Origin of the sequence: Pseudomonas sp. WS 5411 (genome assembly GCF_012985595.1) — a bacterium.
Lineage (GTDB): Bacteria > Pseudomonadota > Gammaproteobacteria > Pseudomonadales > Pseudomonadaceae > Aquipseudomonas > Aquipseudomonas shahriarae.
Map to the genome: position 1 here is coordinate 63,587 of NZ_JAARMC010000012.1, position 26,542 is coordinate 90,128.

The window sequence follows — 26,542 nt, forward strand, 5'->3', positions numbered from 1 at the left end:
ATGGCCTTTTCCGCTCCCAATCTTGAGACCGTTCTCGCTGGCATTTTGCGGGATATCAAAGCGCTCAACGACGAAGCCGACATCGGCACCGACAGCGACCATTACATCCGTTCAGTGGCAGTTGCTGCTGCAATCGAAGGCATCTATCAGAAGCTGGCCTGGATTTATCGCCAGATCTTCCCAGACACCGCCGACGAGGAAGAGTTGGTGCGCAGTGCTGGCATCCGAGGAGTACAACGTAAGGCTCCAGTGGCGGCAACGGCTCCAGTGGCCTTGAAAGGCACTGCTCGGGTAGAGCTATTGCAAGGCTCGACATTGACGCACCGTACAACCGGCGAGCAGTTCGACAGCCTGGCTAGCGCGACAATTGGCACCGATGGCACCGCCACCGTTCAGGTCAGGGCGCAAATCGTGGGTGCATCGCTCAATGGCTTGACCGGTGACCTGGTTCTCACCAGTCCGCCTCTGGGAATGGACGCCAATGCGAGTTTCGTCAGTGCGACCACTGGGGGCGAAGATCAGGAAAGTTTGGATTCGCTACTGGCCCGCTACCTCGATGTTATTCAGGAGCCACCAGCGGGTGGAAACCTTGCGGACTACAGACGCTGGGCCAAGGAAGTAGATGGCGTTTCAGATGTCCTGGTATTGCCCAAGCGTCGTGGTGGGGGCTCTATAGACCTGGTGCTGACAGCAAGCACCGGCAACCCCTCGGCCGAGGTCATAACCCGTTGCCAAGAACACGTGAGCAGTATGTGTTCAGTTATTGCTGACGTACTAGCGTATGCCCCGACCATTCGTAAGGTCGATGCGGCAGCCTTGGTTGAAATTGCAGAGGGTTACGACCTGGCGGACGTGCAAGTCGCAGCCCAGGCCGGTTACGACGCCTTGCTAGGCGCCTTGCTGCCTCGCCAGACGCTCAAACGTTCGCAGATAGAGGCCATGATCAACAACCTTGCGGGTGTCGTTGACCGGGAAGTCACTGCGCCCATGGGCAACGTCCTGGCGTCAGACGATCCGCAGTTGGTCGGCTGGATTCGCCCCGGCGCTCTGGTACTGGGGCTACTGGAATGACCCAGCTCGCCGATCAGTTGCGGTTGCTGCTTCCTCCCGTCTCCTACGACGGCAACGCACCGCAACTTTCCGCCACCATTGAGGCCGAGGCGAACGCCCTGACGCAGTCCGACGCCCAGGCCGAGGCTGTCTACAGCGCGATCTTTGCCGACTCAGGCATGGGGCTGGCTGACTGGGAGCGCGTGCTTGCACTGCCGGACCCATGCCTGGTCGATGTGTCTCAATCAGTGCGTCAGCGTGTACAGGCTGTTGTCAGCAAGCTCCAGGCACGTGGGGGACAGAGCCGACCATTCTTTATCGCTCTGGCGAAAGCCCTCGGCTACGACATCACTATCACCACTTTTCGTCCTGCGCGTGCGGGCATAGCGCGGGCGGGCGACCGGCTCTATGGCGGTGATTGGGACTACGCCTGGCGGGTCAATGCCCCGTCCGTGACCGTCAACTATGCCAGGGCGGGACTCACCGCCGCAGGCGATCCCCTGGCGTCCTGGGGTAACAAAATACTTGAATGTCGACTTAGCCAAATGAAACCGGCCGAGTCCACTTTGCTATTTGGCTACGGAGACAACTGATGCAGAAAATCGGGAGTAGCACCTCAACTGCGAATGGCGCTGGTGAATTCACCTCGGGCCAGCCGGGTTCAGGTATTGATGCAACTATGATCATGGCAGCCTGGCTGAATACGATTCAGCGGGAGCTGGTAAACGTAGTGCAGGCGGGCGGCCAGGTCTTAGACCCAGCGGATGACGCACAGGTGTTGAAAGCCATCAAGGCCTTGCAAGAGCTTGCAAGTACCTGGGCCAAAATCAGCGGAAAGCCCACTACCATCAATGGTTTTGGAATCACTGACGCCTTCACTAAAACGGAAACCAGCAACGCAATTCATCTGGCTGTAGCAGACTTGGTCGGGTCCTCGCCTGATGCACTCGATACGTTGAAAGAGCTTGCTGATGCCCTTGGGAACGATCCCAACTTCGCTACCACCATGACGAACGCCCTTGCGGGAAAGGCTGCCAAAGCTACGACGTTGGCCGGTTACGGTATTTCAACAGCGTTGGGTTCCGAGGTTATCGCTGGCTCGAACGATACTAAACCAATCACCCCGGCTGGATTCGCAGCGGGTGTTGCTGCGGCAATCGCGGCGATTGATCCGTGGGCGATGCAGCAGATAGGCGTGCCTATTGCCATCTTTGATCATATAAACGGCGTGGCAATCCCTCCCACGACGAATGGCTATCGCTACATCAAGCTCACAGCCAGTGATGCTTACAACGCGGGTGTATTGACCTCAGAAAGCGTAACTGGCACCGCACCACTCGTTAATGCCACGGCACTCATCAACCTTGCTGGAAGCCCGATAAATGGACAGGCCGTTCGCCTGATAAATACTGAGCGTCGAGGTCTGCGCGCTGGTAGTAGTGGTGTAGCCCAGGATGACCAGTTTCAGGGCCACTCTTTTGGGGACGGCAGCAGAGCCATGAGGTCCGCGCCAGCTGGGGTAACCGATGGCGGGGAGTTCCTCAGATTGAGCTCGGGCGGCCTGCTGTCAATTATGACTGACGGGGTGAATGGCACACCACGAATCGGCAACGAGACCCGCTCCCGGAACGTCGGTGCTACCTACTATATGAGGATCAAATAATGCCTTATGCAGCCAACGGCTTAGTCCAGCAAGACCCCATCGATGGGGGCGTAGAAATTACTGAGGACCAGTATCTTGAAGCTGTGGAGGGGATGTGCGCGGGGCTAATGGTCACAATTGATGGTGGGTTTAAGGTTGTAGCGGTCCCTGAGCCCGCGCCAATCGTCCCCCCCGTACCGACACTGGCAGAACTGTCCAGCATAGCGCTACGTCAGCGTGACTATTTATTGTCGGTTGCCGCTATTCGTATTGCCCCTTTACAAGACGCCGTGGACCTCCGTAGAGCGACAGAGACCGAGATAGCCAGCCTCACGCGGTGGAAGGACTACAGAATCGACCTTAATCGCATCGACCAGCAAACAACGTTTCCGGTGACTATCGACTGGCCGTTGGCACCCGGAGCGGCAGTAGCGGAGTAGATGCCAAACAAAGCGCTAAGTTGGTGGCAGTCCTTGTGTTTTGCTTATGCCAACTATCGCGCAACGCGGTGCCAAATCCGGCGCTCGCTTACAGTCAGGTCCTGGCAGAAATGAGTGATGACTCACTCAAGGATATTGGCTTGACCCGGGCGGATGTCGAGCATGAACGCCACCGGTCTGTGTGGAATGACCCGTTGGGTAAATGACGGCCACCGCGCTACAGTCTGCGGGCGTAATCAGGAGATGCACATGCCCGCAGAACTGCGCTTTTCCCTCAAGCAAGCACGCCGCCTGGCACTGGCGGCCCAAGGCTTTTCCGGGCGCCAGCCGCCCGCACAGATCAAGGCAGCCCAGGTCAATCGTCTGATCGAGCGCCTGGGTGTGTTGCAGATCGATTCGGTCAATGCCGTGGTGCGCTCCCACTACCTGCCGCTGTTTTCCCGCCTGGGTCATTACTCGCCGTTGCTGCTGGAACAGGCGGCCTGGAGCCAGGGGCGCAAGCGTACGCTGTTCGAGTATTGGGGGCATGAGGCCTCGCTGCTGCCGATGGCGCTGTATCCGCTGATGCGCTGGCGCATGCAGCGGGCGTCCGAGGGGCAGGGGATCTATCAGCAGATGGCGCGTTTTGGGCGCGAGCAACAGGCGACCATCCGCCGCGTGCTGGCCATCGTCGAACAGCAGGGTGCGTTGGGGGCGGGCAGCCTGTCGACCCGTGAAGAGCGCGCCGGGCCGTGGTGGGACTGGAGTGATGAAAAGCAGGCCCTGGAATGGCTGTTTGCCGCAGGGCTGGTGACGGTGGCCGGGCGCCGTGGTTTCGAGCGGCTGTACGACCTGCCGGAGCGGGTTATCCCGGCAGCTATCCTGCAACAGGCACCCTTGAGCGAGCACAGTGCCCAGCGTGGCCTGTTGCTGCATGCCGCGACGGCGCTGGGTATCGCCACGGAAAAGGACCTGCGCGATTATTTTCGCCTGACCCCGGCAGAGAGTCGTGGGCGCCTCGCCGAGTTGGTCGAGGATGGGCAATTGCAGGTCTGCCAGGTCCAGGGTTGGAAACAGCCGGCGTATTGCCTGCCCGAGCCAACGGTCCCGCGCAAGGTGACAGCCAGTGCCTTGCTGTCGCCCTTCGATTCATTGATCTGGGAGCGTAGCCGTACCGAGCGTCTGTTCGACTTTCGCTATCGGCTGGAGATCTACACCCCGCAGGACAAGCGGGTGTACGGCTATTACGTGCTGCCGTTCCTGCACAACGAACGCATCGCCGCACGGGTGGACCTGCGCGCCGAGCGTGCCAATGCGCGGTTGGCAGTGCATGCCGTGCATGAGGAAGAGCCAGGGTTGGATGAGGCGGGGATGTTGGCGCTGGCGTTGAGCCTGCGGCAGATGGCGGATTGGCTGGGGTTGGAGCAGGTGCAGATCAATTGTCAGCGGCACAGCGCAGCCCGGTTGCGGGTGGCAATGCTGGCAATGGAGGCTGGCAGATAGGACGCTATCGCGGGCAAGCCCGGCTCCCACATTGACCGTGGTGGGAGCCCGGCTTGCTCGCGATAGCGTTGGTTCAGGCCACACCTGCCTAGCGTTTGACCTGCTTCAACGTCTCGGCAATCAGGAACGCCAGCTCCAGCGACTGATCGGCATTCATCCGCGGGTCGCAATGGGTGTGGTACCGGTCCGACAAGCCATCCTCGGTAATCGGCCGCGCACCGCCGATGCACTCGGTGACATTCTGCCCGGTCATTTCAATATGAATCCCGCCAGCATAAGTGCCTTCGGCTTCATGGACCTGGAAGAATTCCTTCACTTCACTGAGGATTTGTGCGAAGTCCCGGGTCTTGTAGCCGCTGCTGGCCTTGATGGTGTTGCCATGCATCGGGTCGCTGCTCCACAACACCTGCTTGCCTTCGCGCTGCACGGCGCGAATCAGGTTGGGCAGGTGGTCGCCGACCTTGTTGGCGCCCATGCGTGCGATCAGGTTCAGGCGGCCGGGATCGTTGTCCGGGTTTAGAATGTCGATCAGGCGAAGCAGATCCTCGGGGTTCATGCTCGGGCCGACCTTGACCCCGATCGGGTTGTTCACCCCGCGCAGGAACTCGACGTGGGCACCATCGAGCTGGCGTGTACGGTCGCCGATCCACAGCATATGGGCCGAACAGTCGTAGTAGTCGTTGGTCAGGCTGTCACGACGCACAAAGGCTTGCTCGTAGTTGAGCAGCAGCGCTTCGTGGGCGGTGAAGAAACTGGTCTCGCGCAGTTGTGGCGAGCTGTCCATGCCGCAGGCGCGCATGAAGGCCAGGGTTTCGTCGATGCGGTTTGCCAGTTGGCTGTACTTGTCGGCCAGCGCAGAGTTGGCGATAAAGTCCAGGTTCCACTTGTGCACTTGGTGCAGGTCGGCAAAACCGCCCTGAGCGAAGGCTCGCAGCAGGTTCAGGGTCGCGGTGGACTGGTGGTAGGACTGCAACAGGCGGTCCGGATCCGGGACGCGGCTTTTCTCGTCGAAGCCAATACCGTTGACGATATCGCCACGGTAGGCGGGCAGGGTGATGCCGTCGATGGTTTCATCGTTGGCCGAGCGCGGCTTGGCGAACTGGCCGGCCATGCGCCCGACCTTGACCACCGGGCAGCCTGCGGCGAAGGTCATGACAATGGCCATCTGCAGCAGCACTTTGAAGGTGTCGCGGATTTTTGCGGCGGAGAACTCGGCAAAGCTCTCGGCGCAGTCGCCACCTTGCAGCAGGAACGCGCGACCCTGGGTCACTTCGGCAAACTGGCGGCGCAACTCCCGGGCTTCACCGGCGAACACCAGCGGCGGGTAACTGGCCAGGCTCTGCTCGACCTGCAGCAAGTGCGCGGCGTCAGGGTAGTGGGGTTGTTGCTGGATCGGCAGGGCGCGCCAGCTGTCGGGGCTCCAGGGTTGGCTCATCGTGAACTCGAATGAATGTCGGGAACGTGCATGTTATCAGCAATTAGTGCGTGACCTGCTGGCGCCGCTTGGCCGACAATCGCGCCTTTCCCGCTTGCTACCAGGCGGCTTGAACCCGTGCCCGGGCCCATTAGGAGATGAAATGACTGAGGAGCGCGTCGAGCGCCTGTTGGCTGAGGTCCATGATGACTTCGGCATGATCCGTGTGCTGGAAGTGGCCGATTACCGCTTTCTCGAGTTTGGCGATGCCATCGAGCAGAGCTGTGTGTTCACCGCCGATCCAAGCTGGCTGGAGTATGACTACACCCGTGCCATGTTGATTGGCGCCTTGTGCCACGAGCATCCCGAAAGTGCGCTGTTCCTTGGCCTGGGGGCGGGGACGCTGACCCAGGCCTGCCTCAAGTTCCTGCCCCTGGAAGATGTCGAAGCCATTGAACTGCGCCCGGATGTACCGCGCCTGGCCATCGAATACCTGGGGCTGGATGATGATCCGCGGCTGTACATCCGCGTGGGCGATGCGCTGGAGTTGCTGGAGACGGCGGAGCCGGCGGACCTGATTTTCGTCGACTTGTATACCGATGTGGGGCCGGGGGTTGGCCACCTGGCCTGGACCTTCCTGGAGAACTGCCAGAAGAAGCTCAACCCTGGTGGTTGGCTGGTGATCAATCAATGGGCCACCGATGATGGCAAGCCCCTGGGCGCTGCGTTGTTGCGTGGGCTTTATCATCGGCATTACTGGGAGCTGCCGGTGAAGGAGGGCAATGTGATCCTGATCGTGCCGGCGGACCTGGACCAGACGCTGGACCTGGCGGCGGTGTCTGCGCGGGCCGAGGCGCTGGCGCCGCGCCTGGGGTATTCGTTGCAGGCCTTGATCAAGGCGGTTCGTACGGCGACTTAGTTGCCTGGACTGGCCGCATTGCGGCCCAGGTCTCTGCACATCTCTTTAGTGCTTCTCAGGTTTGTGTACATATCTGTTGCTGCGGGCATGCCGAGCCTAGGCGAGGCACCGAGTGGTGGCAAAAGCGCTTTGGTTATTTTCGCGCTTTTCGAAAGTGGCCCGCCGTCAGGGCGGAACCAATAGCCGCCGTTACCGCAGCAATGGCTATGTACACATACCGAGAAAAGAGTTGTGTAGAGACCTATGCTCATCGCGGGCAAGCCCACAGATGTACGCGGTCAAATGGGACGGTGCGCCGATTCGACTTGCCCACGAGGAGGCCATCACTGTCTGCTCACAACCCCTTGAATACCCCCGGCCGCTTCTCCAGCATCGCCCGCACCCCTTCCTTGGCATCCTCGCTGTTAAGCAGTTTTTCGACCAGCACCGGCAACCCGGCCGCCGCAGCGGTCTCGCCTTCATCCCGCGCCTGGCGCGCCGATGTCAACGTCGCCTGCACGCCCAGCGGTGCCTGGCTGGCAATCCGGTTGGCCAGGGTCAGTGCTCGAGGCAGCAGGTCCTCGCTGGCCATGACCTCTTGCACCAGTCCCAGTCTTAAAGCTTCATGGGCATCGAACTCATCGCCCGTCAGCAGCCAGCGCATGGCGTTGCCCCAGCCGGCGATCTGGTGCAGGCGCAGGGTGGCACCACCAAAAGGAAAGATCCCGCGCTGCACTTCCATCTGCGCAAAGCGCGTATTGCTGGCACACAGGTTGATATCTGCCGCGAGCATCAATTCGATACCGATGGTCAGGCAATAGCCCTGGGCGGCAACGATCACCGGCTTGCTGACCCTGGGCCCGGCGAACACGCCCCACGGGTCGCAACCGCCCAGCGGCGGCTGCCAGCCTTGGGCCATGGTGTGGGCGACGTTGATCAGGTCCAGTCCGGCGGTGAAATGCTCGCCATGCCCGAACACCACGGCCACCCGCGCTTCTTCATTACGATCGAATTCGCCATAGGCCAGGCTCAGTTCGTTGAGCAGATCGAGGTCAAAGGCGTTGCGCTTGGCTACCCGATCGAGCCCCAGCAGCAGGACATGCCCTTGTAGTTCACGGCTGACGCGGCTGCTACTGGCTTGACTCATGGGGGCATCCTCGGGCGCGAAAGGCAGTTTCGGACCGAAGGGCCCACTGCAAAAGGTGAAGCGTTTAAGCGCAATGACCAACGGGGCCGGGCCTTTGAAAAATAGACGTTCCTGCGAAGATGCGCAAAGCCAGTGACACAGAGCAGTGGAATGGCCTTTTCCGATAAAAAAAGCTCCCTTTTTCAGGGATTTCCGGTATAGTGCGCGCCGGCCTTTAACCGGGCCGCGTTTAGGTAGCGCAATTCCCCGAAGTCAGCTTCGGCTGCACGTCCGCACAGCGGACTCTCCCTTGACGAATCTTTTTCATTCATTCGTTTTCGCAAATCCCCGCCGACAAAGCAGCCAGGGCGACTCTTGAGTCTCAACACGGCATGCGCAGCTTTGGAGCATGGGTCTTTGCGGATGCACTTAGAGGCAGACCCATGACCCAGGAAACCGGCGGCTTCGCCGCTTTTAATCTTAACCCGAACATTCTTGCTGCCGTCATTGCGACCGGCTACGAAGAACCTTCGGCTATTCAGCAGCAATCGATCCCGATCATCATGGCCGGCCAAGACATGATTGGCCAGGCGCAAACCGGTACCGGTAAAACCGCCGCGTTCGCCCTGCCAATCCTGCACTGCATCGATCCTGCCAAGCGCGAGCCGCAAGCCCTGATCCTGGCGCCAACCCGTGAGTTGGCGCTGCAAGTAGCAACCGCTTTCGAAACCTACGCCAAGCAAATGCCGGGCGTTACCGTTGTGGCCGTTTACGGCGGCGCGCCTATGGGCCCACAACTGAAAGCAATCCGTAATGGCGCACAGATTGTTGTCGCCACGCCGGGCCGTCTGTGCGACCACCTGCGTCGTGACGAAAAAGTCCTGTCGACCGTGAACCACCTGGTTCTCGACGAAGCTGACGAAATGTTGAAGCTGGGCTTTATGGATGACCTGGAAGTCATCTTCAAGGCGCTGCCACCGACCCGTCAGACCGTACTGTTCTCGGCTACCCTGCCACAGTCGATCCGTGCCATTGCCGAACGCCATCTGCGCGATCCGCAACATGTGAAGATCCAGACCAAGACCCAGACCGTTACCGCGATCGAACAGGCTCACCTGTTGGTTCACGCTGACCAGAAGACCTCGGCTGTATTGAGCCTGCTGGAAGTCGAAGATTTCGACGCCCTGATCATGTTCGTGCGCACCAAGCAAGCGACCCTGGACCTGGCCAGTGCCCTGGAAGCCAAAGGCTACAAAGCCGCTGCGCTGAACGGTGACATTGCCCAGAACCAACGTGAGCGCGTCATCGACTCCCTCAAGGATGGTCGTCTGGACATCGTTGTGGCGACCGACGTAGCTGCCCGTGGTCTCGACGTTCCACGTATCACCCACGTGTTCAACGTTGACATGCCGTACGACCCAGAGTCCTACGTTCACCGTATCGGCCGTACCGGCCGTGCCGGTCGCGAAGGTCGTGCACTGCTGCTGGTGACTCCGCGTGAGCGCCGCATGCTGCAAGTGATCGAGCGTGTAACCGGTCAGAAAGTTGCCGAAGTCCGCCTGCCGGATGCCCAGGCCGTTCTCGATGCCCGCATCAAGAAACTGACCAACAGCCTGTCGCCGCTGGTGGCTGACGCTGAATCGACCCACGGCGACCTGCTGGACCGCCTGACCGCCGATATCGGTTGCACCCCACGTGCCCTGGCAGCAGCCCTGCTGCGCAAGGCTACCAACGGTCAGGCCCTGACCCTGGCGGCGATCGAGAAAGAGCGTCCACTGGTGCCGAACAACGCCCCGCGCGGTGATCGTCCAGAGCGTACTGGCGACCGTCCGGACCGTGGTGATCGTGAGCGTCGTGCGCCGGTTCCATTGGCCGAAGGCCGTGCTCGCTGCCGTACCGCGCTGGGTGCGCGTGATGGCATCGCTGCCAAGAACCTGCTGGGCGCTATCCTCAACGAGGGTGGCCTGGCACGTGAAGCGATCGGTCGCATCCAGGTGCGTGACAGCTTCTCTCTGGTTGAGCTGCCGGAAGATGGCCTGGAGAAGTTGCTGGCCAAGCTGAAAGACACCCGCGTTGCCGGCAAGCAGCTCAAGCTGCGTCGCTATCGCGAAGATTGATCAGCCCTTGGGTTGATTGATCGAACATAAAAAATCCCCGACTGGTTCGGGGATTTTTTTTGCCTGGGTTTCCCCGGGGCCCTACAAAAAACCGTGGCTAAGCAAAACGATAGATATCCATCCCCAGCGCCCCCAGGGTGAACCCCTGGTGGACCACACTGAACTGCCCGCCCGCACCGCGCGCGAAATACAGTGGCAACAAGTGCTCATCGCTGGGATGGCTGCGTACTGCATGGGGTGCCTGGCGGCGGTAGTCGTGCAAGGCAGCTTCATCCTCGGCGCCGAGTTGGTCGACGACCCAGTCGCGGAACTCCCGTGCCCAGGGCTCGATGCTTTGCGGCCCGGCCTGCCAGTCCAGTTCGCCGAGGTTATGGGTGATGCTGCCCGAGCCGATCAACAGCACGCCCTGTTCGCGCAAGCCGCGCAGTGCCTGGCCGATGCGGGTTTGCAGGGCGGGGCCCATATGGCTGGGCAGGGAGACCTGCACCACAGGGATGTCGGCCGCCGGGTACATCAGCGACAGCGGCACCCAGGTGCCATGGTCGAACGGGCGCTGGTGATCGAGGCGGGCTTGCAAGCCATCGGCGATGAGCAACTCGACGATCTGCTGGGCCAGTGCCGGATCACCCGGGGCCGGATACTGCACGGCAAACAGTTCGCGGGGGAAGCCGCCGAAGTCGTGCCAGGTCTCTGGGGCGGGGCTGGCGCTGACCAGCAGTTCACGGCTTTCCCAGTGTGCGGACATCACCACGATTGCCTTGGGGCGTGGCAAGTCCGCCGCCAGGCGTGCAAGGGCCGGCCCGCTGGCGCCGGGTTGCAGGGCAAGCATGGGCGAGCCGTGGGAAATAAACAGGCTGGGCAGCATGAGTGGGGTCCTCAAGGTTAAGATGGGACCATCTTCAATCAGATCATTGATCTAAATCTAATATAAGTTTTAGCGCTATTTGATCGAATTTTCAGGATTATTCATGGACTCCACCTTTTGGCATGACCGCTGGGCACGTAATCAGATCGGCTTTCACCTGCCCGAGGTCAATCCCTATTTGCAGCGACACTGGCCGGGCCTGGGGTTGGCCGGCGGGGTGGGGGTGCTGGTGCCGCTATGTGGCAAGAGCCTGGATCTGGTCTGGCTGGCGAACCAGGGGCATCGAGTCCTGGGGGTGGAACTGTCGGAAAAGGCCATTGAAGAGTTTTTCCAGGAGCAGCGCCTGGTTGCGCAAGTCAGCCAACGGGGTAGCTTCAAGGTGTATCAGGCAGGCGCTATCGAGCTGTGGTGCGGTGACTTCTTCGAGTTGAGCCGCGAAGATGTGGCGGGCTGCACGGCCGTCTACGACCGGGCGGCGCTGATCGCCTTGCCGCCGTTGACGCGCGAGCGTTATGCCGCGCATTTGCAGGCGATTGCGCCGCAGGTGGACAGTGGCCTGCTGATCAGCCTGGACTATGAGCAGGCCCTGAAGGGAGGCCCGCCGTTTGCCGTGAGCGACGATGAAGTCCGTGGGCTGCTGGGAGTGCACTGGCGCCTGAGCGTCCTGGAGCAGCGGGATATCCTGGCCGAGAGCCCGAAGTTCGCCCAGGGCGGTGTCACGCGGCTGGAGGAGCGGGTTTACCGGTTGGCGCCGCTGTAAATCACGCGCCCACAAAAAAGGGGCGATTCAATCGCCCCTTTTTTTACCCGCTGGCTGTCAGCCGCGACGACGCAGTGCGTCGATCCGCTCTTCCAGTGGCGGGTGGCTCATGAACATCCGCGCCAGGCCTTGCTTGACGCCACCGTTGATGCCGAAGGCATTCAGGGTGTCCGGCATATGCACCGGCAGGCCCTGTTCGGAGCGCAGGCGTTGCAGGGCGCCGATCATGGCGGCAGTACCGGCCAGTTGCGCGCCGGCTTCGTCGGCGCGGAATTCGCGTTTGCGCGAGAACCACATCACGATGGAGCTGGCAAGGAAGCCCAGTACCAGTTCGGCAAAGATGGTCGCCACGTAGTAGGCGATACCCTGGCCGCCTTCGTTCTTGAAGATCACCTTGTCGACAAAGTTGCCGATGATCCGTGCAAAGAACATCACGAAGGTGTTCACCACGCCCTGGACCAGCGCCAGCGTGACCATGTCACCGTTGGCGACGTGGCCGATCTCGTGGGCCAGCACGGCCTTTACTTCGTCGGGCGAGAAACGCTCCAGCAAACCCTGGCTGACGGCAACAAGAGCATCGTTCTTGTTCCAGCCAGTGGCGAAGGCGTTGGCCTCGTAGGCCGGGAAGATCCCGACTTCGGGCATCTTGATCCCGGCTTCGCGGGACAGTTGCTCGACGGTCTGCAGCAGCCATTGCTCATGCCGGGTGCGTGGCTGGGTGATGATCTGGGTGCTGGTGCTCATCTTCGCCATCCACTTGGAGATGAACAGCGAGAAGATCGAGCCGGCAAAACCAAAGACGGCACAGAAAACCAGCAGCTGATTGAGGTTCAGATCAACCCCGTTGGCCGCCATGAACCCGTTGAAGCCGAAAAGGCTCAGGGTGATGCTGGCAATCAGCACGACCGCCAGGTTAGTGGCCAAGAACAGCAGGATGCGCATCATGGTTGTAGAGTTCTCCTCATGCTTAATATGTCGCGTACTGCGGGGTATATAAGGTGCGGCAGTGGGCTATTCAACCGGGCGACTATTTCAAACTGTGTCCTACAGCATGAATGTAGAGGCTTGCAGGGATTTTCCGAGGCTTCGGACCCGTGAAAATTGCCCTTGGCTGGCGTCTGCGCCCCACGATTGCGGGTAAGTACAGGGTAGAGGGGAAGCGGGCGGAGCAGAAGGTGTATCTGGGTACAGAATGTGTTGCCAGATACTCGCTGTACGACCTTTTGCGGGCCGTACAGCGAAAGCCGGGTTACTGGCGATAGGACTTCAGGAAGTTGCCAATGCGCCCGATGGCCATGTCCAGGTCATCCACGCGCGGCAGGGTCACCACGCGGAAGTGGTCGGGCCACGGCCAGTTGAACGCCGTGCCCTGGACCACCAGCAGCTTTTCCGACAGCAGCAGGTCGAGGACGAACTTCTCGTCGTTGTGGATCGGGCAGACCTTCGGGTCAATCCGTGGGAACGCATACAGGGCGCCCATGGGTTTGACGCAACTGACGCCGGGAATGTCGTTGAGCAGTTCCCAGGTACGGTTGCGCTGCTCCAGCAGGCGGCCGGCCGGCAGTACCAGGTCGTTGATGCTCTGGTAGCCACCCAGCGCGGTCTGGATCGCGTGCTGGCTCGGCACGTTGGCGCACAGGCGCATATTGGCCAGCATATCGATGCCTTCGATGTAGCTCTGGGCATTGTGCTTGGGCCCGGAGATGGCCACCCAGCCGGAACGGAAACCCGCCACCCGGTAGGACTTGGACAGGCCGTTGAAGGTCAGGCACAGCAGGTCCGGGGCCAGGGAGGCGGTGCAGATGTGCACGGCGTCGTCGTAGAGGATCTTGTCGTAGATCTCGTCGGAGAACACCACCAGGTTGTGCTGGCGCGCCAGTTCCAGCATGCCCAGCAGCACTTCCTTGGAATACACTGCGCCCGTCGGGTTGTTCGGGTTGATGATCACCAGCGCCTTGGTATTGGGCGTGATCTTGGCCTTGATATCAGCCAGGTCCGGCCACCAGTTGGCTTGCTCGTCGCACAGGTAATGCACCGGATGGCCGCCCGCCAGGGTCACGGCCGCCGTCCACAGCGGGTAGTCAGGCGCCGGCACCAGCACTTCGTCGCCGTTGTTGAGCAGGGCCTGCATGGCCATCACGATCAGCTCGGAGACGCCGTTGCCCAGGTAGATATCTTCGATACCGACCCCTTCCACCTGCTTTTGCTGGTAGTACTGCATCACGGCCTTGCGCGCGCTGAACAAGCCTTTGGAGTCGCTATAGCCTTGGGCGGTGGGCAGGTTGCGGATCACATCCTGGAGGATTTCGTCCGGTGCTTCGAAACCAAAGGGCGCCGGGTTGCCAATGTTCAGCTTGAGGATGCGATGGCCTTCCTCTTCCAGGCGTTTGGCGTGCTTGAGCACTGGGCCGCGAATGTCGTAGCAGACGTTGGCGAGCTTGTTCGATTTGCTGACCTGCATGGCGATGTGATCCCGAAAATGAACGATCCAGACGATGTGAAGACTACCGTGCTGGGAATCCTGCGTGTGGCCTGACCCATAAATACGTTTGAATGCCGATAACGCGGGTGCCAGACTGGCGCTTTGAAGAGGCGCAATCATACGTGCCGCCTGATCCATGGAAAAGACACAGATCAGGCTTTTTCAGTTGTCGAGGTGGATTGATGGAAAAGTTGGATAAGACCCTGGATGAATGGCGGGAAATGCTCGACCCGGCGCAGTATCAAGTGTGCCGTCTCAAGGGCACCGAGCGGCCGTTTTCCGGCAAGTACAACGCGACTACGACCGATGGTGTGTATCACTGCATTTGCTGCAATGAGCCACTGTTCGATTCAAAGACCAAGTTCGATGCCGGTTGTGGCTGGCCCAGTTTTTATGAGCCGATTGCTGATAGCGCGATGATTGAGATTCGTGATGTCAGCCACGGGATGATCCGTACTGAAGTGACCTGTGCCAGGTGCGATGCGCACTTGGGGCATGTGTTCCCGGATGGTCCGCCGCCTACTGGCTTGCGTTACTGCATCAACTCGGTGTGCCTGGACCTGGTTCCCCGCTGAAATCCCCTGTAGCGAGGGGCTGTGGTGATGAGGGGGCAAGCCCCCCTCGTCACACGCTGATGTCGGGTTATCAGTCTGGTCAATTAAATTGCATACAATTTAATTGCTCGCTATGTTTTCACAACCTTCTCTGCATCTGAGGCGTTCTCATGAGCAACAACCTGCTGACCATCCCCTGCACCACCATCAAGGGTGAGCAAAAGACCCTGGCGGACTTCGCCGGCAAGGCGATCCTGGTGGTCAATACCGCCAGCAAGTGCGGTTTCACCCCGCAGTACAAAGGCCTTGAACAGCTTTGGCAGCAGTACAAGGACCAGGGCCTGGTGGTATTGGGCTTTCCGTGCAATCAGTTCGGCAAGCAGGAACCGGGTGACGAGGGGGCCATTACAGAGTTTTGCGAGCTGAATTTCGGCGTCAGTTTCCCGTTGTTCAAGAAGGTCGATGTCAACGGCGGCGAGGCCCACCCGCTGTTTGTGCAATTGAAACAGCGCGCACCGGGTCTGCTGGGCTCCAAGGGCATCAAGTGGAACTTCACCAAGTTCCTGATCGGTCGCGACGGTCAGGTGGTCAAGCGTTTTGCCCCCACCACCAAACCTCAGGAACTGACCCAAGAGATCGAAGCGTTGCTCAAATGACCGACTTGCCTGCCGTATCCCTGGCCCTGGATGACCAGTTGTGCTTCAAGCTGTACGCCGCCTCCCGGGCGGTGACGCGGGCCTACAAACCGATGCTCGACGAGTTGGGCCTGACGTATCCGCAATACCTGGTCATGTTGGTGTTGTGGGAGTGGCACGCCGTTGCGCCGCCCCAGCCGACGGTCAAGGCGCTGGGGGAGCGCTTGTTGCTCGACTCCGGCACGTTGACGCCGTTGCTCAAGCGCCTCGAACAGCTGGCGTTGATCACGCGCCGGCGCAGTACCCGGGATGAGCGCGAAGTGCACTTGTGTCTTGCCGACGCGGGCCAGGCGTTGCGTGAGCGCGTCCAGCCGCTGAAGGCCCGCCTGTTGTGTGACAGTGGTGTGGACCTGAGCCAGGCGGACGCCTTGCGCCATGGCCTCGACCAGTTACTCCGGCAGATCACAGACTTGTCGTAGTCGGCACCCAGAGGTCGAGCAGGGCGTTGAGTTCTTCGCGGCGGAAGGGTTTGGCCAGGTAGTCGTTCATACCGGCGGCCCGGCACCGTTCGCGCTCCTCGGCCAGGGCATTGGCGGTCAGCGCGACAATCGGCAGCTCCGGCCAGCGCCCGCTACGGCGAATCTGCCGGCTCGCCTCGTAGCCATCCATCACCGGCATGTTGCAGTCCATCAGCACCATATCGAAGCGCTGTTCTTCCAGTTGCTTCAGTGCCTCGCCGCCATGGGCCGCGACCACCACCTCGCAGCCCAGCTTGCCGAGCATGCCCTTGGCCACCAGTTGATTGACCGGGTTGTCCTCCACCAAAAGGATGCGCGCCCGATGCGCGACCGGGCCGGTTTCCAGTTGGGCCAGGTCGAGGACGATTTCGCTGTCGGCGCGCAGGGTGCGGTGCAGGACCTGATACAGCGCAGCGCGGCTCAGCGGGCGAGCCTGCTGTTGCAGGGGGGCCAGGGCGGCCACTTCTTCGCTGGGCATGAAGTTGCCGTAGGCGGTAATCAGCAGAATCGGTGCGCTGACGGTCGGGCGCAGGCGGAACAGGCACTCGGGGCAGTCGGTGATCAGGATGTCCGGCGCCAGGCCGGTCAAGTCGTCGTCGATGGTGTAGCACTGCGGCGTCAATCCCCAGTGCGGCAGCAAGGTCAGCAGCAGTTCTGCCAGGCCACTGCTGGCCCCGGTAATCACCGCGACCGCGCCGGTCAATGGTCCCAGCCGCGCCGCCGGTGTGTGGGCGGGCAGTGGCAGTTCGGCGCAGAACTGACTGCCGAAGCCGGTTTCCGAGCTGATGGTCAGCCGCCCGCGCATGGCCTCGCAAAGGTTGTGGGTCAGCGCCAACCCCAGGCCAGTCCCGCCAAACTGACGGGTAATGCCGGCGCCCGCTTGGGTGAAAGGTTTGAAAATCCGCGTCTGGGCCTCCTGGGCAATGCCGATGCCGGTGTCGCACACTTCGATGCGCACGCCATCGGGTTGTGCACTGAGGCGTACGTCGACGCGGCCGAAACGGGTGAACTTCAAGGCATTCGACAGCAGGTTACTGACGATCTGCCGCACCCGGGTCGGATCACCCACGACCTGGGCGGGAAACTGCGGGTCGATCAGGCAGGTCAATTCGACGCTGGGGGCGGCGTTCTGCGACAGCAGGTTGGCGGTGTCTTCCACCAGGGAGCCGAGATCAAAAGGGATGCTCTCCAGTTCCAGTTGCCCGGCATCGAACTTGGACAGGTCGAGAATATCGTTGAGCAGTTCTACCAGGACCTTGCCGGAGTCATGGGCAATCGACAATTGTTGGCGCTGCTCGGCATTCAGTGTGCTGTCCAGGGACAGCGCGATCATGCCGAGCAGGCCGTTGAGCGGGGTACGGATTTCATGGCTCATGTTGGCGAGGAAGGCCGCACGCGCCTGGGCCATGCCCAGGGCAGTCATTTTCGACGCTTCCAGTTCCTCGTTGGACTGGCTTAGCCGCTGGTTGATCGCCTTGAGCTCGGTGGTACGCGCCGAAACAATATCTTCCAGTTGGCCGAGGTACTCGGTCAGGCGGTCCTCGGCGTGGCGCCGTTGCTGGATTTCGGTCTCCATGTTCTCGAACTGTTGGTTGGCGACATTGACCAGTACACCGATCTCATCGTGTTCGTGCCCCGGCGGGCAGTCCAGGCGAGCCAGGGGCGCATTGCCGGGGCTGCGGGTGCTCAGCTCGCGGATGATCCGCACCAGGGGTTGGGTCAGCATCACGTAGAACAGGCCTAGAAGGATGCCGGTCAGGATCAGGCTGCGAGCAAAGCCATTGAGCAGGGTGATCTCCGCTCGGCGTAGGAATCGGCTGCCAAACGCGTACGTATCGACGTCAAGGCGCAATACGCCGAGGGATTCGCCGGGCATATGGGTAAGATACAACCGGTTTTCGAACTGGCGGTTGGCGCCGAACAAAAAGTCGCTGATGGGGCGGTAGCTGCTCTCTGTGCGCGGCCGATTAACGTCAGCCAGCACCAGGCCATTGTTGTCGACCAACTGTGCCCGCGTGATGGCGGGGGAGTGCAGCAGGCCCAGGGTCAGTTCCTGGGCCAGTTCGGCGTCGATGTTGTAGGCGATGCGTGAGGCGGGGTTATGGCTGATTTCAATCAGCGCGTGTATTTCACGGTTGATGGACGCGTCTTCGCTGGCATAATCAATGCCGATTTGGATCAGGCTGAGCAAGGTTCCCAATACGAAACCGACCAGCACAGTCAGTCTGGCTTGTTTATAAGACAAGCGGTGGGCGAACTTGATATCCATTGGGTGCTGAGCCACTTTACGTTTCCCTTCGCCTGGCAAGCATAGCTGAACATCTTCAGCGTCCGCCTTGCCCGGTATGAATCGTTTTTTCAGGTGCAGCCGTCTGGCAACTGCGTCAGGGTTGCCAATACGCCATCTTTTACAAGAACTTGCCACAGGAATAGTCATGGATTCTCGATTGAATGCCTTTCTTGAGCGGGCCGATGCGGTGCTTGCTCGTCTGGAACCCCTGTTGCCAGCACCTCGCGCGGTGATTGACTGGAACCACTGCCTGGCGGCCCGCTGGCAGCGTGAGGGGCGCAGCGGTTTTCTGCTGCCCCTGGAAGTCAGCCTGGATATGCGCCTGTCCGACCTGATTGGAGTCGACAAGCAGCGTGAGCAATTGGCCCGCAATACCCAGCAGTTTCTCGACGGCCTGCCCGCCAACCACGCGTTGCTCTGGGGCTCGCGTGGCACTGGCAAATCGTCCATGGTCCGCGCCTTGCTGGCCCAGCATGCCAAAGCCGGCTTGCGCCTGATCGAAATCGAGCGTGACCACCTGGCCGACCTGCCGCGGGTGGTCGAGCAACTGCTCAAGCTGCCCCAGCGTTTTATCCTGTTCTGCGACGACCTGTCGTTCGAGGCCGGCGAAGGCGATTACCGTGTGCTCAAGAGCGTGCTCGACGGTTCGCTGGAGCAGGCCCCGGAAAACGTGCTGCTGTACGCCACCTCCAACCGTCGTCACCTGGTACCGGAAAACCAGAGCGACAACGACAATTGGAAACGCGTGGACGGTGAACTGCACCCCAGTGAAGCGGTGGAAGACAAGATCGCCTTGTCCGACCGTTTTGGCTTGTGGCTGTCGTTCTATCCTTTCACCCAGGAGCACTTCCTGGACGTGGTGGAGCACTGGATCGGCGAGTTGGCCAACAAAGCGGGTTTGCAGTGGCAGCGCGATGAAGCACTCGACATCCTTGCGGTGCGCTGGGCCACCGGCCGTGGCAATCGCAACGGCCGTTGCGCCTACCAGTTCGCCCGCTACTGGGTGGGGCTTAAATTGCTGGAGCGTCAGCCATGATTGATTTGCAACAGTCGGGCAGCGGCCTTAATGGGTACGCCATGCTCTGTGCACAGCTGGAATCGCTGCTGGCCGATGAGCGCGACTTTATCGCCAACGCGGCGCAGTTTTCGGCGTTCCTGTTCAACCAACTCGATGACTTGAACTGGGCGGGCTTCTATCTCAATCGTGATGAGGAACTGGTGCTGGGGCCTTTCCAGGGGCAGATCGCCTGTGTGCGGATCCCGTTTGGTCGAGGGGTGTGTGGTGCGGCGGCGGCTTCACGGCAAACCCAGCGGGTGGAAGATGTGCATGCCTTTGCCGGGCATATTGCTTGCGACAGTGCTTCCAACAGTGAGCTGGTGGTGCCATTGATCAAGGATGGACGGTTGATTGGGGTGCTGGATCTGGATAGCCCGAAACTGGCGCGTTTCAGGCTTGAGGATCAGATGGGGATTGAGCAACTGGCGGCAATCTTCCTGCGGTTGACTGACTGCTGAGTGAGCGCAGCTGCATTCCTTGTGGGTGCTGGCTTGCCTGCGATGGCGCCGGGAAGAACACTGGGGGGCGGGCCCCCCACGTCTACGTTAACGACCATCGCCGCGATGCGGCGACCCGACAAGCCCGCCCCTACAGTGGCGCCATATTCTCCAACTGCTCTTGCAGCACGTGCTCAAGGTCGAGCATGGCTTGTTCTATGGCCTTGATCCAAATTTCGACCTGCACCGGGTCGGCTGCCTCGCCAGCCTGTTCCAGCACCTCACATTGCTTGGCCAGTGTGCGGGCCTGGACGATCCTGGCAGCGCCCTTGATCTTGTGGGCCTGGTCGACCAGGTCCTGAAGCGTGCCTTGTCCGAGCATTGCCATGAGTTCCTCGCGATCACGCCGGCTGCTGCTCAACAATTCTTCCAACAGACGCTGGCTTAACAGTGGATCACCACCGGTGAGGGTGTTCAGGCTATCGAGATCAAAGATCCGCCCTGGTGACAGTGGGGTGATCTCGGCCAGATGGCGCTCCAGTGTGGTAAGGCTGATGGGTTTGAACAGGCAGTCGTTCATGCCTGCATCCCGGCAGCGCTGTTTTTCCTCCGGCTGGGCATTGGCGGTAAAGCCCAGGATGATGCAGGGCGTGATGTCCTCCCGTTGCTCATGTTCGCGGATCGACCGTGCCAGTTCATAGCCGTTCATGATCGGCATATTACAGTCGGCAATGATCAGGTCGAAGTGCTCCTGGCGCCAGGCCTGGAACCCCGCCGCGCCATGCTGGACTGCAGTGAACCGGTGCCCGAGGAAACCCAGTTGCTGACACATGAGCAGGCGGTTGGCCGGATGGTCGTCCACCACCAGCACATTGAGCACCGCCGCAGCATCCTGGGTCGCAGGCTTGAGCTCGATCAGCGGGTAGGCAGGTGGCAGGCTGGTCATCTGCAGCGAGACAAACACCTGGGTGCCGACCCTGGGCACGCTGCTCAGGGTCAGTTGCCCTCCCATCATTTCGCATAGGCTACGACAGATGACCAGCCCAAGACCGGCGCCGCTCCTGGCCAGGTGCCCGGAATTGTCGGCCTGGGAAAACGGTTCGAACAGGCGCTGCTGATCGTCCCGGCTGATCCCGATGCCGGTGTCCTCGACCACCAGTTTCATCTCGATTTGCTGTGGCTCGCCGGTGGTCTGGATATCCACCCTGATCTTCACTTCGCCCTGCTCGGTGAACTTGATGGCATTGCTCACCAGGTTCGACAGGACTTGTTTGAAGCGCAGGGGGTCGATCTGCACATCACGTTCTTCAACGCCGGGATTGAACTCCAGTAGCAAATTGAGACTCTTCTGGCGTGCCAGCCCATCGAACACACGCACCACCGACTCGATCAGTTCCCGCAGGTTGACGCGTTCCGGCGCCAGGCTCAGGCGACCCGACTCGATGCGTGCGATGTCGAGGATGTCGCCAATCAACTCCAGCAAATCCTTGGCCGAGTTGTAGGCCACCTCGATGGCCGGACGATCCAGATGCCCATGATCGGCACGCTTGAGAGTCAACTCCAGCATGCCGATCACCGCGTTCATGGGGGTGCGGATCTCATGACTCATGGTCGCCAGGAATGTGCTTTTCGCGCGATTGGCCTCATCGGCACGGTCCTTGGCGCTGCGCAGGTCATCGAACAATTGGCGGCGTTCGCTGATATCAATCCAGCCGCCGATGATGCCCTGGACCTTACCGACCGAATCGCGGTACGGCAGGATCCAGTGATAGATCGTCAGGTGCTGCCCATGAATATGCAGGGCGCGATCCAGGATCAGCGGCTTGCCTTCGGCGACTACCCGCAGATAGTCGGCATGGTACTGACGGGCTTGTGCTTCGTTTTCCAGGTTGATCTGCATGACACTCTTGCCGATGACGTCCTCGCGCTTGACGCCGAAGACCTGCAAGTAACTGTCATTGCAGGTCTGTAGCAAACCGTTGCGATCACGCACGTAGATCGGATGAGGGGTCTCATTGACCAGGGCGCGCATGAATTCGTATTGATCGCTCAGGGCCCGTTCCGCCATCTGCCGCTGCTTGATCTGCCGGCGCATGTAGCCGTTCCAGGCCAGGGATGTAAGTAGCAGCAGCCCGGCGGCACTGACGATCTGGATAATCAGACGGTGGTAGTTGCGCCAATAGCTGTCGGAGGCGGCCGTGTAGCCACGCCAGCGGTTGTTGATGACCCCAAGTTCGTCCGGCGCGATGCTGAGCAGGGCCTTGTCAAGAATGGAGGCCAGTTCGGTGGCGCTGCGTGATGTCGCCAGGGAAAAAGAGGCCAGTTGCGTGCCGATACTCGAACTGACCTGCAACCGGCCCTGAAAGAAGTGGGATGAGAGGAAGTAGTTGGCAACCACCAACGAGTTGACGGCCCCATCTACCTGCCCCTGGGCCAGCATTTCCGAGGCTTTGAAGGTGTCGCTGGCCTCTACTAGGGTGATCTGCGCAAATTCGCGGCGCAGGTACTCCACCAGTGGGTTGCCTTCGGTGATTGCCAGTTTTTTTCCCGCCAGTTGCTCAAGACTCGAGGGTGCCCCAGGTTCCTTGCGTGTCAGCAGGACATAGGAGTTCTGCAGGTACGGGCGGCTGAAATTGAGCTTGGCTTCGCGTTCGCGGCTGGGGCTGATGGCGGCAATGATGTCGGCATTGCCGTTCTCCACCTGTTCGATCATCTGGTTGACGTTGCGGGTGTTCTGGAACTCCAGACGCAAGCCCGTACGGAGCCGGATCAACTCCAGCAGGTCGGCGGTCATGCCCCGCAGTTGGCCATCTGAATCGGCGAACGTCAGTGGCGCGAAGGTTTCGTTGATGACCACTTTCACCACTGGGTGATCCTTGATCCAGCGCTCTTCACGCTGGCTCAACTGCAACTTATGGTCGGTCAGCAGGATATCGCTGCCTGCACTCCAGCGTTTGGCGATATTCTCCCGCTCGTAGGTCCCGACACCGGCGAGGACCGTATCGACGATGTCCAGCAGGGTCTGCTGGTCGCGGTGTACGGCAAAGCTGAAACCGTATGCTTCGTGCTTGCCGAAATTGGCCATGCGGATGTTCTTCAGGTAGCCCTTGTTGATCATGTAATGGGTGGAAATGGTATCGCCGAGAAACACATCGGCCTGGTCGAAGGCCACGGCATTCAGCGCATTCAAATAGGACGGATAGACCTGGATGATCGCATTGGGGTACAGCGCTTCGACTTCCTTCAAGGGCAGGTAGTGGTAGACGAGGCTCAAGCGCAGGCCCGCCAGCCCGTCATCGAGCGGGCGGGTTTCTGTATCACGGGTGACCAGTACCGGCTGGTCGACCGCATAGGGTGTTGACAGGACGATGTCGGCGTTGCTCGCTTCAAATCCGTTGGCGCTGCCCAGCAGGTCGATTTTCCCCTCTTCCAGTGCCTGGATTGCCGCCTCCCGCGAGGGGTAGCGCACCACCGTGACTGGCAATGCCAGGGCTTTGGCGAGGATGCCCGCGTAATCGGCAGTAATACCTTCATAGTCATGACCGCTGGCGGTGATGTCGAAAGGTGGGTAGTCGGGTGTCGAGGCTCCCAGCAGCAGTTCCCGTTTGTTTTGTAGCCAATGGCGCTGCGTGGGGGTCAGTTGAGTGTCCAACTGAACGATGCCGGCACGACTCAGCAGTGCGTAGCGTTCTGGAGCGGTTTGAGCGGCTGGCACGGCTGTACTCAAGCACAGCCCGGTACTCAAAATGATTAGATAGTCCTTTAAACGCCTTGGCATCCTGTTTCTCACACTAACGCGTTGCGTTTTGCCATCTCGATAAGTTCTACCAAGGACTTGGCCTTAAGTTTTTGCATAAGTCGTTTTTTATAAGTGCTAACAGTTTTATTGCTAAGGAACATGCCTTTGGCGATTTCCTTGTTTGTACGGCCTTGCGCAAAAAGTTGTAGGACCATAAGTTCTCGGTCATTAACGGCTTTGAAAAGATTCAATTCTTCGTTTTCGCCCACATCGGTGCCAGTGCTGTTTAATGCCTGGCTTGGGAAATAGTTGTAACCTGAAAGTACAGCTCTGACGGCACTTAGCAGTTCACTTAGGTCGCCTTCTTTGCAAACATAGCCATCAGCACCGGAACGCATGCAGCGTGTCGCAAAAAGTGTCGGGGATTGGGCCGTCAAGATCAGGGTTTTCATTGGCGTGCTCATTGCATTGAACCTGCAGAGAACCTCCAGCCCGTCAAGTTTTGGAATGCTGATGTCAAGAATTATGAGGTCTGGGAGGCATTCGCGGACCATTTGTATTGCATCACAACCGTTATCTGTTTCGCCGACTACTTTGTAACCTTCATGTTCCAGCAACATTCGGATTGCAAGTCGAATGACCGGGTGGTCGTCAATAATAAAAACTGTATTCATGAGCCAATTCCATACTAGTGCAAATAAGCGCGCACATTAGCTCAGAAGGTAGGGCAGGAGCATGAAGGGAAGGCTGAGTAGATATAAAACAGGAAAATTCCTACGTCCAAAAAGGTATTGGACTACGACCTGCTAAGGCTTTATTGGCCGTATTGTAAGAGTTTCTTAGGTGAAAGGTTTGAAAGTTGTGCGGTGTTATTTGTCACTTGGATGGAGGTAATATTTCAGTTGCAAGAGTGTTTAATGTCCTACATTAATATTTGAAAAAATACTTTGGCTGGGCTCGGTGTGTTGATGTAGTGGGGGAACAGTTTGGTCAGATGGTTTCTGGGCAAGTGCAAGGGCGCACTCTTTAATCATCGGCAAGCCCCGATTGGCTGATCAATTCGATCCAGGCTTCTTTATTCAAGGGCTTAGCCAAATATCCAAGCAGGCGCAAGTCACGTTGTATTGCCAGGGTTTTCAAATACTCCAGTTCGAGGGCGGGCAGTCCACTTAGCAATACCGCACTTTTGACGAAGCCCGTATGGCAGGCTATCTCCACCAGCTCCAACCCGGTGAGGTCCGGCAGGCATTGATCGCATAACATGATATCGAAGGGGGCCTCGGTTGTTCTCATCAACTTGATCGCCTGCTCCGCACTCTCGGCAGGGGTCAGTTGGTTGAAGCCGAAACTCTTGAGCAGGCACTGAATGGCCAGGAGTTGAAAAGGGTGATCTTCCACCAACAGGATGCGCAATTTTCGTTCGGGCATAGGAGTTTCCGTGGAAGTAGCAGCGGTCGGAAACACGTCGGCCGATGCCTGTGTCTGTTTGCTCGGTGAGCCAGGCGCTGGGCTATCGTGGGGTTGCGTGAATGTAGGAGCTGATCGCTGGAGCGGATAAGAGAGGGGTGATTATTCATCGGGTGTTGGGGCGAATTCGATCAGGCTGCTCTGGTGCCTGCGTAGGTCGATTCTTTGAGGTAAGCGCCCAGGCAGGAAAACCTGCCCGGGGTGTGGGTCATTGAGGGTTTGAGTGGCCGGTCATCTCCCGGGCCATTTCGCTGGCGTAGCTATCGGTCATGCCGGCGATGAAGTCGATCATGCGCAGGAATGAACGATGCAGTGGCCAGTCAGGATGGGGGGCGCTGTTGCCCAGCAGATCCAGGACGCGTCGATTCTTGAAGGATGGTGTACGGCCGCCATGTTGCTCCAGGGCCGCGCCGCAGAACGTGTTCAGGAGGATTTCCAGGGTGGTGTAGGCGCCGATCTCATGCAGGGTCTTGCGCTTGTCCTGGAAGATTTTCTTGCGGGCCATGTCCTTGGCATTCAGTACGCAGCGCTTGGCCGGGCCGTGCATGTGTTCCACCAGGTCGCCTTGCAGGGTCCCGGCCAGTAGCGCAGGCTGTTGTTCGACGAACGCCCGCGCGGCGGCGTTGGTCAGGTGCTCGATCGCCTTACCCCGCAGGATCGCGAGTTTGCGTCGCCTGGAATCCTCGGGCCCCAGCTGCCGATAGGTTTCCGGCAGGTCATCACCGACCAGGTTCAACAGCAACGACTCGACCTCGGCGTATTCCAGCAACTCCATTTCCAGGCCATCTTCCAGGTCGATCAGGGCGTAGCAGATGTCGTCGGCCGCCTCCATCAGATAGACCAGTGGGTGGCGCGCCCAGCGCTGTTCCTCGAGTTGTGGCAGGCCGAGCTTCTGGGCGATCTGCTCAAGGATCGGCAGCTCGCTCTGATAGCAGCCGAACTTATGTTTCTTGTAGCCCAGGGAGTCGGCGTGGCGGGCGGTCCACGGGTACTTCAGGTAGGTGCCCAGGGTGGCGTAGGTCAGGCGCGTGCCGCCGTCGAACTGGTGGTATTCCAGCTGTGTCAGCACGCGGAAGCCTTGCGCGTTGCCTTCGAAATTGAGGAAGTCATTGCGTTCGGCGCTGCTCATGTCATCCAGCCAACCACGGCCGGCTGCCTGCTGGAACCAATGGCGAATGGCATCTTCGCCGGAATGACCGAACGGTGGGTTGCCGATGTCGTGGGCCAGGCAGGCCGATTGCACGATCATCCCCAGGTCACTGGGGTCGCACCAGTCGGGCAGGGCGCTGCGAATGGTCTCGCCGACGCGCATACCCAGGGAACGCCCCACACAACTGACTTCCAGCGAGTGGGTCAGCCGGGTATGGATATGATCGTTGCTGGTCACCGGGTGAACTTGCGTCTTGCGGCCCAGGCGGCGAAAGGCCCCGGAGAAGATAATCCGGTCATGGTCTTTGTGAAACGGGCTGCGGCCCAGTTCTTCCGGGCTGTGCAGGGGTTTTCCAAGGCGTTCGCGGGTAAGCAGGGTAGGCCAATCCAAGGCGAGTGCTCTCCGTAGGATGAATGTCG

Annotated in this window: 23 protein-coding genes and 1 pseudogene; 14 read left to right on the plus strand and 10 right to left on the minus strand. The window is 59.8% G+C overall.

From position 1 onward, the window contains the following. From HBR93_RS17420 to HBR93_RS17445, 6 genes and pseudogenes are all read left to right on the plus strand, one after another. Positions 1–1,071 (plus strand): baseplate J/gp47 family protein, encoded by a 1,071-nt coding sequence (locus HBR93_RS17420; RefSeq protein ID WP_169877174.1) that lies wholly within the window; start codon positions 1–3, stop codon positions 1,069–1,071. After that, positions 1,068–1,643, plus strand: coding sequence for a YmfQ family protein (locus tag HBR93_RS17425; RefSeq protein WP_169877173.1), 576 nt, complete (start codon positions 1,068–1,070; stop codon positions 1,641–1,643). Before HBR93_RS17420 ends, HBR93_RS17425 begins: the two co-directional genes overlap by 4 nt. Continuing rightward, positions 1,643–2,713 carry a hypothetical protein gene (locus tag HBR93_RS27020; RefSeq protein WP_262377317.1) on the plus strand — a complete coding sequence of 357 codons (1,071 nt, stop codon included), beginning with the start codon at positions 1,643–1,645 and terminating at the stop codon, positions 2,711–2,713. Before HBR93_RS17425 ends, HBR93_RS27020 begins: the two co-directional genes overlap by 1 nt. After that, complete coding sequence (locus HBR93_RS17435) at positions 2,713–3,132, plus strand: tail fiber assembly protein (protein WP_262377318.1); 420 nt, start codon at positions 2,713–2,715, stop codon at positions 3,130–3,132. The genes HBR93_RS27020 and HBR93_RS17435 overlap by 1 nt, the downstream gene beginning before the upstream one ends. A gap of 95 nt (positions 3,133–3,227) precedes the next feature. Continuing rightward, positions 3,228–3,338, plus strand: a pseudogene (locus HBR93_RS27165) (DUF1127 domain-containing protein); the annotation flags it as partial. 43 nt (positions 3,339–3,381) lie between these two features. Further along, entirely contained in the window at positions 3,382–4,614 is a 1,233-nt protein-coding gene (locus HBR93_RS17445) for a winged helix-turn-helix domain-containing protein (RefSeq protein WP_169960743.1), read from the plus strand. Positions 4,615–4,702: 88 nt separating this feature from the next. On the opposite strand, the gene HBR93_RS17450 is transcribed toward HBR93_RS17445, so the two are convergent. Beyond that, positions 4,703–6,049, minus strand: coding sequence for a 3-deoxy-7-phosphoheptulonate synthase class II (locus HBR93_RS17450; protein ID WP_057958936.1), 1,347 nt, complete (start codon positions 6,047–6,049; stop codon positions 4,703–4,705). A gap of 142 nt (positions 6,050–6,191) precedes the next feature. Here HBR93_RS17450 and HBR93_RS17455 point away from each other — a divergent pair, with 142 nt between their 5' ends. After that, positions 6,192–6,947 (plus strand): spermidine synthase, encoded by a 756-nt coding sequence (locus HBR93_RS17455; protein WP_169960744.1) that lies wholly within the window; start codon positions 6,192–6,194, stop codon positions 6,945–6,947. A gap of 334 nt (positions 6,948–7,281) precedes the next feature. Here HBR93_RS17455 and HBR93_RS17460 read toward each other — a convergent pair whose 3' ends face one another. Continuing rightward, positions 7,282–8,073 (minus strand): crotonase/enoyl-CoA hydratase family protein, encoded by a 792-nt coding sequence (locus tag HBR93_RS17460; protein ID WP_057439178.1) that lies wholly within the window; start codon positions 8,071–8,073, stop codon positions 7,282–7,284. A 422-nt stretch (positions 8,074–8,495) separates the two neighbouring features. Between HBR93_RS17460 and HBR93_RS17465 the strand changes: the two genes are divergently transcribed. Next, a complete protein-coding gene (locus HBR93_RS17465; RefSeq protein WP_017136163.1) occupies positions 8,496–10,169 on the plus strand; it encodes a DEAD/DEAH box helicase in 1,674 nt (557 codons plus the stop codon). Positions 10,170–10,266: 97 nt separating this feature from the next. Here HBR93_RS17465 and HBR93_RS17470 read toward each other — a convergent pair whose 3' ends face one another. Further along, on the minus strand, positions 10,267–11,034 hold the full coding sequence (locus HBR93_RS17470; protein ID WP_115127853.1) for a class III extradiol ring-cleavage dioxygenase: 768 nt from the start codon (positions 11,032–11,034) through the stop codon (positions 10,267–10,269). Between the two features lie 103 nt (positions 11,035–11,137). On the opposite strand from HBR93_RS17470, the gene HBR93_RS17475 reads away from it, so the two are divergent. After that, positions 11,138–11,794 (plus strand): thiopurine S-methyltransferase, encoded by a 657-nt coding sequence (locus HBR93_RS17475; protein ID WP_057439175.1) that lies wholly within the window; start codon positions 11,138–11,140, stop codon positions 11,792–11,794. Positions 11,795–11,851: 57 nt separating this feature from the next. Here HBR93_RS17475 and htpX read toward each other — a convergent pair whose 3' ends face one another. Together htpX and HBR93_RS17485 are read right to left on the minus strand one after the other, a co-directional pair. After that, the gene (gene htpX / locus HBR93_RS17480) at positions 11,852–12,739 is read right to left on the minus strand and encodes a protease HtpX (RefSeq protein ID WP_029298042.1); all 888 of its coding nucleotides are present in this window, start codon (positions 12,737–12,739) and stop codon (positions 11,852–11,854) included. Between the two features lie 304 nt (positions 12,740–13,043). Next, entirely contained in the window at positions 13,044–14,255 is a 1,212-nt protein-coding gene (locus HBR93_RS17485; protein ID WP_029298044.1) for a pyridoxal phosphate-dependent aminotransferase, read from the minus strand. A gap of 203 nt (positions 14,256–14,458) precedes the next feature. Here HBR93_RS17485 and msrB point away from each other — a divergent pair, with 203 nt between their 5' ends. The 3 genes from msrB to HBR93_RS17500 all read left to right on the plus strand — a co-directional run bounded on the left by msrB (position 14,459) and on the right by HBR93_RS17500 (position 15,944). Beyond that, the gene (msrB, locus tag HBR93_RS17490) at positions 14,459–14,851 is read left to right on the plus strand and encodes a peptide-methionine (R)-S-oxide reductase MsrB (protein WP_115127855.1); all 393 of its coding nucleotides are present in this window, start codon (positions 14,459–14,461) and stop codon (positions 14,849–14,851) included. Between the two features lie 149 nt (positions 14,852–15,000). Beyond that, positions 15,001–15,486: a glutathione peroxidase gene (locus tag HBR93_RS17495; protein ID WP_057439173.1), complete on the plus strand. Its 486-nt coding sequence runs from the start codon at positions 15,001–15,003 to the stop codon at positions 15,484–15,486. Beyond that, on the plus strand, positions 15,483–15,944 hold the full coding sequence (locus tag HBR93_RS17500; RefSeq protein WP_057439172.1) for a MarR family transcriptional regulator: 462 nt from the start codon (positions 15,483–15,485) through the stop codon (positions 15,942–15,944). Before HBR93_RS17495 ends, HBR93_RS17500 begins: the two co-directional genes overlap by 4 nt. Here the strand turns inward: HBR93_RS17500 and HBR93_RS17505 are convergent. Then, on the minus strand, positions 15,928–18,252 hold the full coding sequence (locus HBR93_RS17505; RefSeq protein ID WP_169960767.1) for a response regulator: 2,325 nt from the start codon (positions 18,250–18,252) through the stop codon (positions 15,928–15,930). The two genes, HBR93_RS17500 and HBR93_RS17505, sit on opposite strands and share 17 nt — an antisense overlap. Before the next feature lie 166 nt (positions 18,253–18,418). Here HBR93_RS17505 and HBR93_RS17510 point away from each other — a divergent pair, with 166 nt between their 5' ends. Next, entirely contained in the window at positions 18,419–19,309 is an 891-nt protein-coding gene (locus tag HBR93_RS17510) for an ATP-binding protein (protein ID WP_029298058.1), read from the plus strand. Beyond that, positions 19,306–19,788, plus strand: coding sequence for a GAF domain-containing protein (locus HBR93_RS17515; protein WP_169960745.1), 483 nt, complete (start codon positions 19,306–19,308; stop codon positions 19,786–19,788). Before HBR93_RS17510 ends, HBR93_RS17515 begins: the two co-directional genes overlap by 4 nt. A gap of 130 nt (positions 19,789–19,918) precedes the next feature. Here the strand turns inward: HBR93_RS17515 and HBR93_RS17520 are convergent, their stop codons facing one another. The 4 genes from HBR93_RS17520 to HBR93_RS17535 form a co-directional block, all read right to left on the minus strand. Then, entirely contained in the window at positions 19,919–23,545 is a 3,627-nt protein-coding gene (locus HBR93_RS17520; RefSeq protein ID WP_169960746.1) for a transporter substrate-binding domain-containing protein, read from the minus strand. A gap of 8 nt (positions 23,546–23,553) precedes the next feature. Next, a complete protein-coding gene (locus tag HBR93_RS17525) occupies positions 23,554–24,180 on the minus strand; it encodes a response regulator transcription factor (protein ID WP_057439169.1) in 627 nt (208 codons plus the stop codon). A 352-nt stretch (positions 24,181–24,532) separates the two neighbouring features. Next, positions 24,533–24,934, minus strand: a complete 402-nt coding sequence (locus HBR93_RS17530) for a response regulator (RefSeq protein ID WP_115127859.1) — start codon at positions 24,932–24,934, stop codon at positions 24,533–24,535. Positions 24,935–25,181: 247 nt separating this feature from the next. Beyond that, positions 25,182–26,513: a deoxyguanosinetriphosphate triphosphohydrolase gene (locus HBR93_RS17535; protein WP_057439167.1), complete on the minus strand. Its 1,332-nt coding sequence runs from the start codon at positions 26,511–26,513 to the stop codon at positions 25,182–25,184. Positions 26,514–26,542: the final 29 nt, after the last annotated feature.

Excerpts from the sequence above, each read along its gene's own strand:
- HBR93_RS17520 (WP_169960746.1), bottom strand. The coding sequence starts at position 23,545 with ATGCCAAGGCGTTTAAAGGACTATCTAATCATTTTGAGTACCGGGCTG.
- HBR93_RS17500 (WP_057439172.1), top strand. The coding sequence starts at position 15,483 with ATGACCGACTTGCCTGCCGTATCCCTGGCCCTGGATGACCAGTTGTGC.
- HBR93_RS17510 (WP_029298058.1), top strand. The coding sequence starts at position 18,419 with ATGGATTCTCGATTGAATGCCTTTCTTGAGCGGGCCGATGCGGTGCTT.
- HBR93_RS17465 (WP_017136163.1), top strand. The coding sequence starts at position 8,496 with ATGACCCAGGAAACCGGCGGCTTCGCCGCTTTTAATCTTAACCCGAAC.
- HBR93_RS17505 (WP_169960767.1), bottom strand. The coding sequence starts at position 18,252 with ATGGATATCAAGTTCGCCCACCGCTTGTCTTATAAACAAGCCAGACTG.
- HBR93_RS17435 (WP_262377318.1), top strand. The coding sequence starts at position 2,713 with ATGCCTTATGCAGCCAACGGCTTAGTCCAGCAAGACCCCATCGATGGG.
- HBR93_RS27020 (WP_262377317.1), top strand. The coding sequence starts at position 1,643 with ATGCAGAAAATCGGGAGTAGCACCTCAACTGCGAATGGCGCTGGTGAA.
- HBR93_RS17530 (WP_115127859.1), bottom strand. The coding sequence starts at position 24,934 with ATGCCCGAACGAAAATTGCGCATCCTGTTGGTGGAAGATCACCCTTTT.
- HBR93_RS17515 (WP_169960745.1), top strand. The coding sequence starts at position 19,306 with ATGATTGATTTGCAACAGTCGGGCAGCGGCCTTAATGGGTACGCCATG.
- HBR93_RS17470 (WP_115127853.1), bottom strand. The coding sequence starts at position 11,034 with ATGCTGCCCAGCCTGTTTATTTCCCACGGCTCGCCCATGCTTGCCCTG.
- HBR93_RS17445 (WP_169960743.1), top strand. The coding sequence starts at position 3,382 with ATGCCCGCAGAACTGCGCTTTTCCCTCAAGCAAGCACGCCGCCTGGCA.
- htpX (WP_029298042.1), bottom strand. The coding sequence starts at position 12,739 with ATGATGCGCATCCTGCTGTTCTTGGCCACTAACCTGGCGGTCGTGCTG.
- HBR93_RS17450 (WP_057958936.1), bottom strand. The coding sequence starts at position 6,049 with ATGAGCCAACCCTGGAGCCCCGACAGCTGGCGCGCCCTGCCGATCCAG.
- msrB (WP_115127855.1), top strand. The coding sequence starts at position 14,459 with ATGGAAAAGTTGGATAAGACCCTGGATGAATGGCGGGAAATGCTCGAC.
- HBR93_RS17420 (WP_169877174.1), top strand. The coding sequence starts at position 1 with ATGGCCTTTTCCGCTCCCAATCTTGAGACCGTTCTCGCTGGCATTTTG.
- HBR93_RS17495 (WP_057439173.1), top strand. The coding sequence starts at position 15,001 with ATGAGCAACAACCTGCTGACCATCCCCTGCACCACCATCAAGGGTGAG.
- HBR93_RS17485 (WP_029298044.1), bottom strand. The coding sequence starts at position 14,255 with ATGCAGGTCAGCAAATCGAACAAGCTCGCCAACGTCTGCTACGACATT.
- HBR93_RS17525 (WP_057439169.1), bottom strand. The coding sequence starts at position 24,180 with ATGAATACAGTTTTTATTATTGACGACCACCCGGTCATTCGACTTGCA.
- HBR93_RS17475 (WP_057439175.1), top strand. The coding sequence starts at position 11,138 with ATGGACTCCACCTTTTGGCATGACCGCTGGGCACGTAATCAGATCGGC.
- HBR93_RS17455 (WP_169960744.1), top strand. The coding sequence starts at position 6,192 with ATGACTGAGGAGCGCGTCGAGCGCCTGTTGGCTGAGGTCCATGATGAC.
- HBR93_RS17460 (WP_057439178.1), bottom strand. The coding sequence starts at position 8,073 with ATGAGTCAAGCCAGTAGCAGCCGCGTCAGCCGTGAACTACAAGGGCAT.
- HBR93_RS17425 (WP_169877173.1), top strand. The coding sequence starts at position 1,068 with ATGACCCAGCTCGCCGATCAGTTGCGGTTGCTGCTTCCTCCCGTCTCC.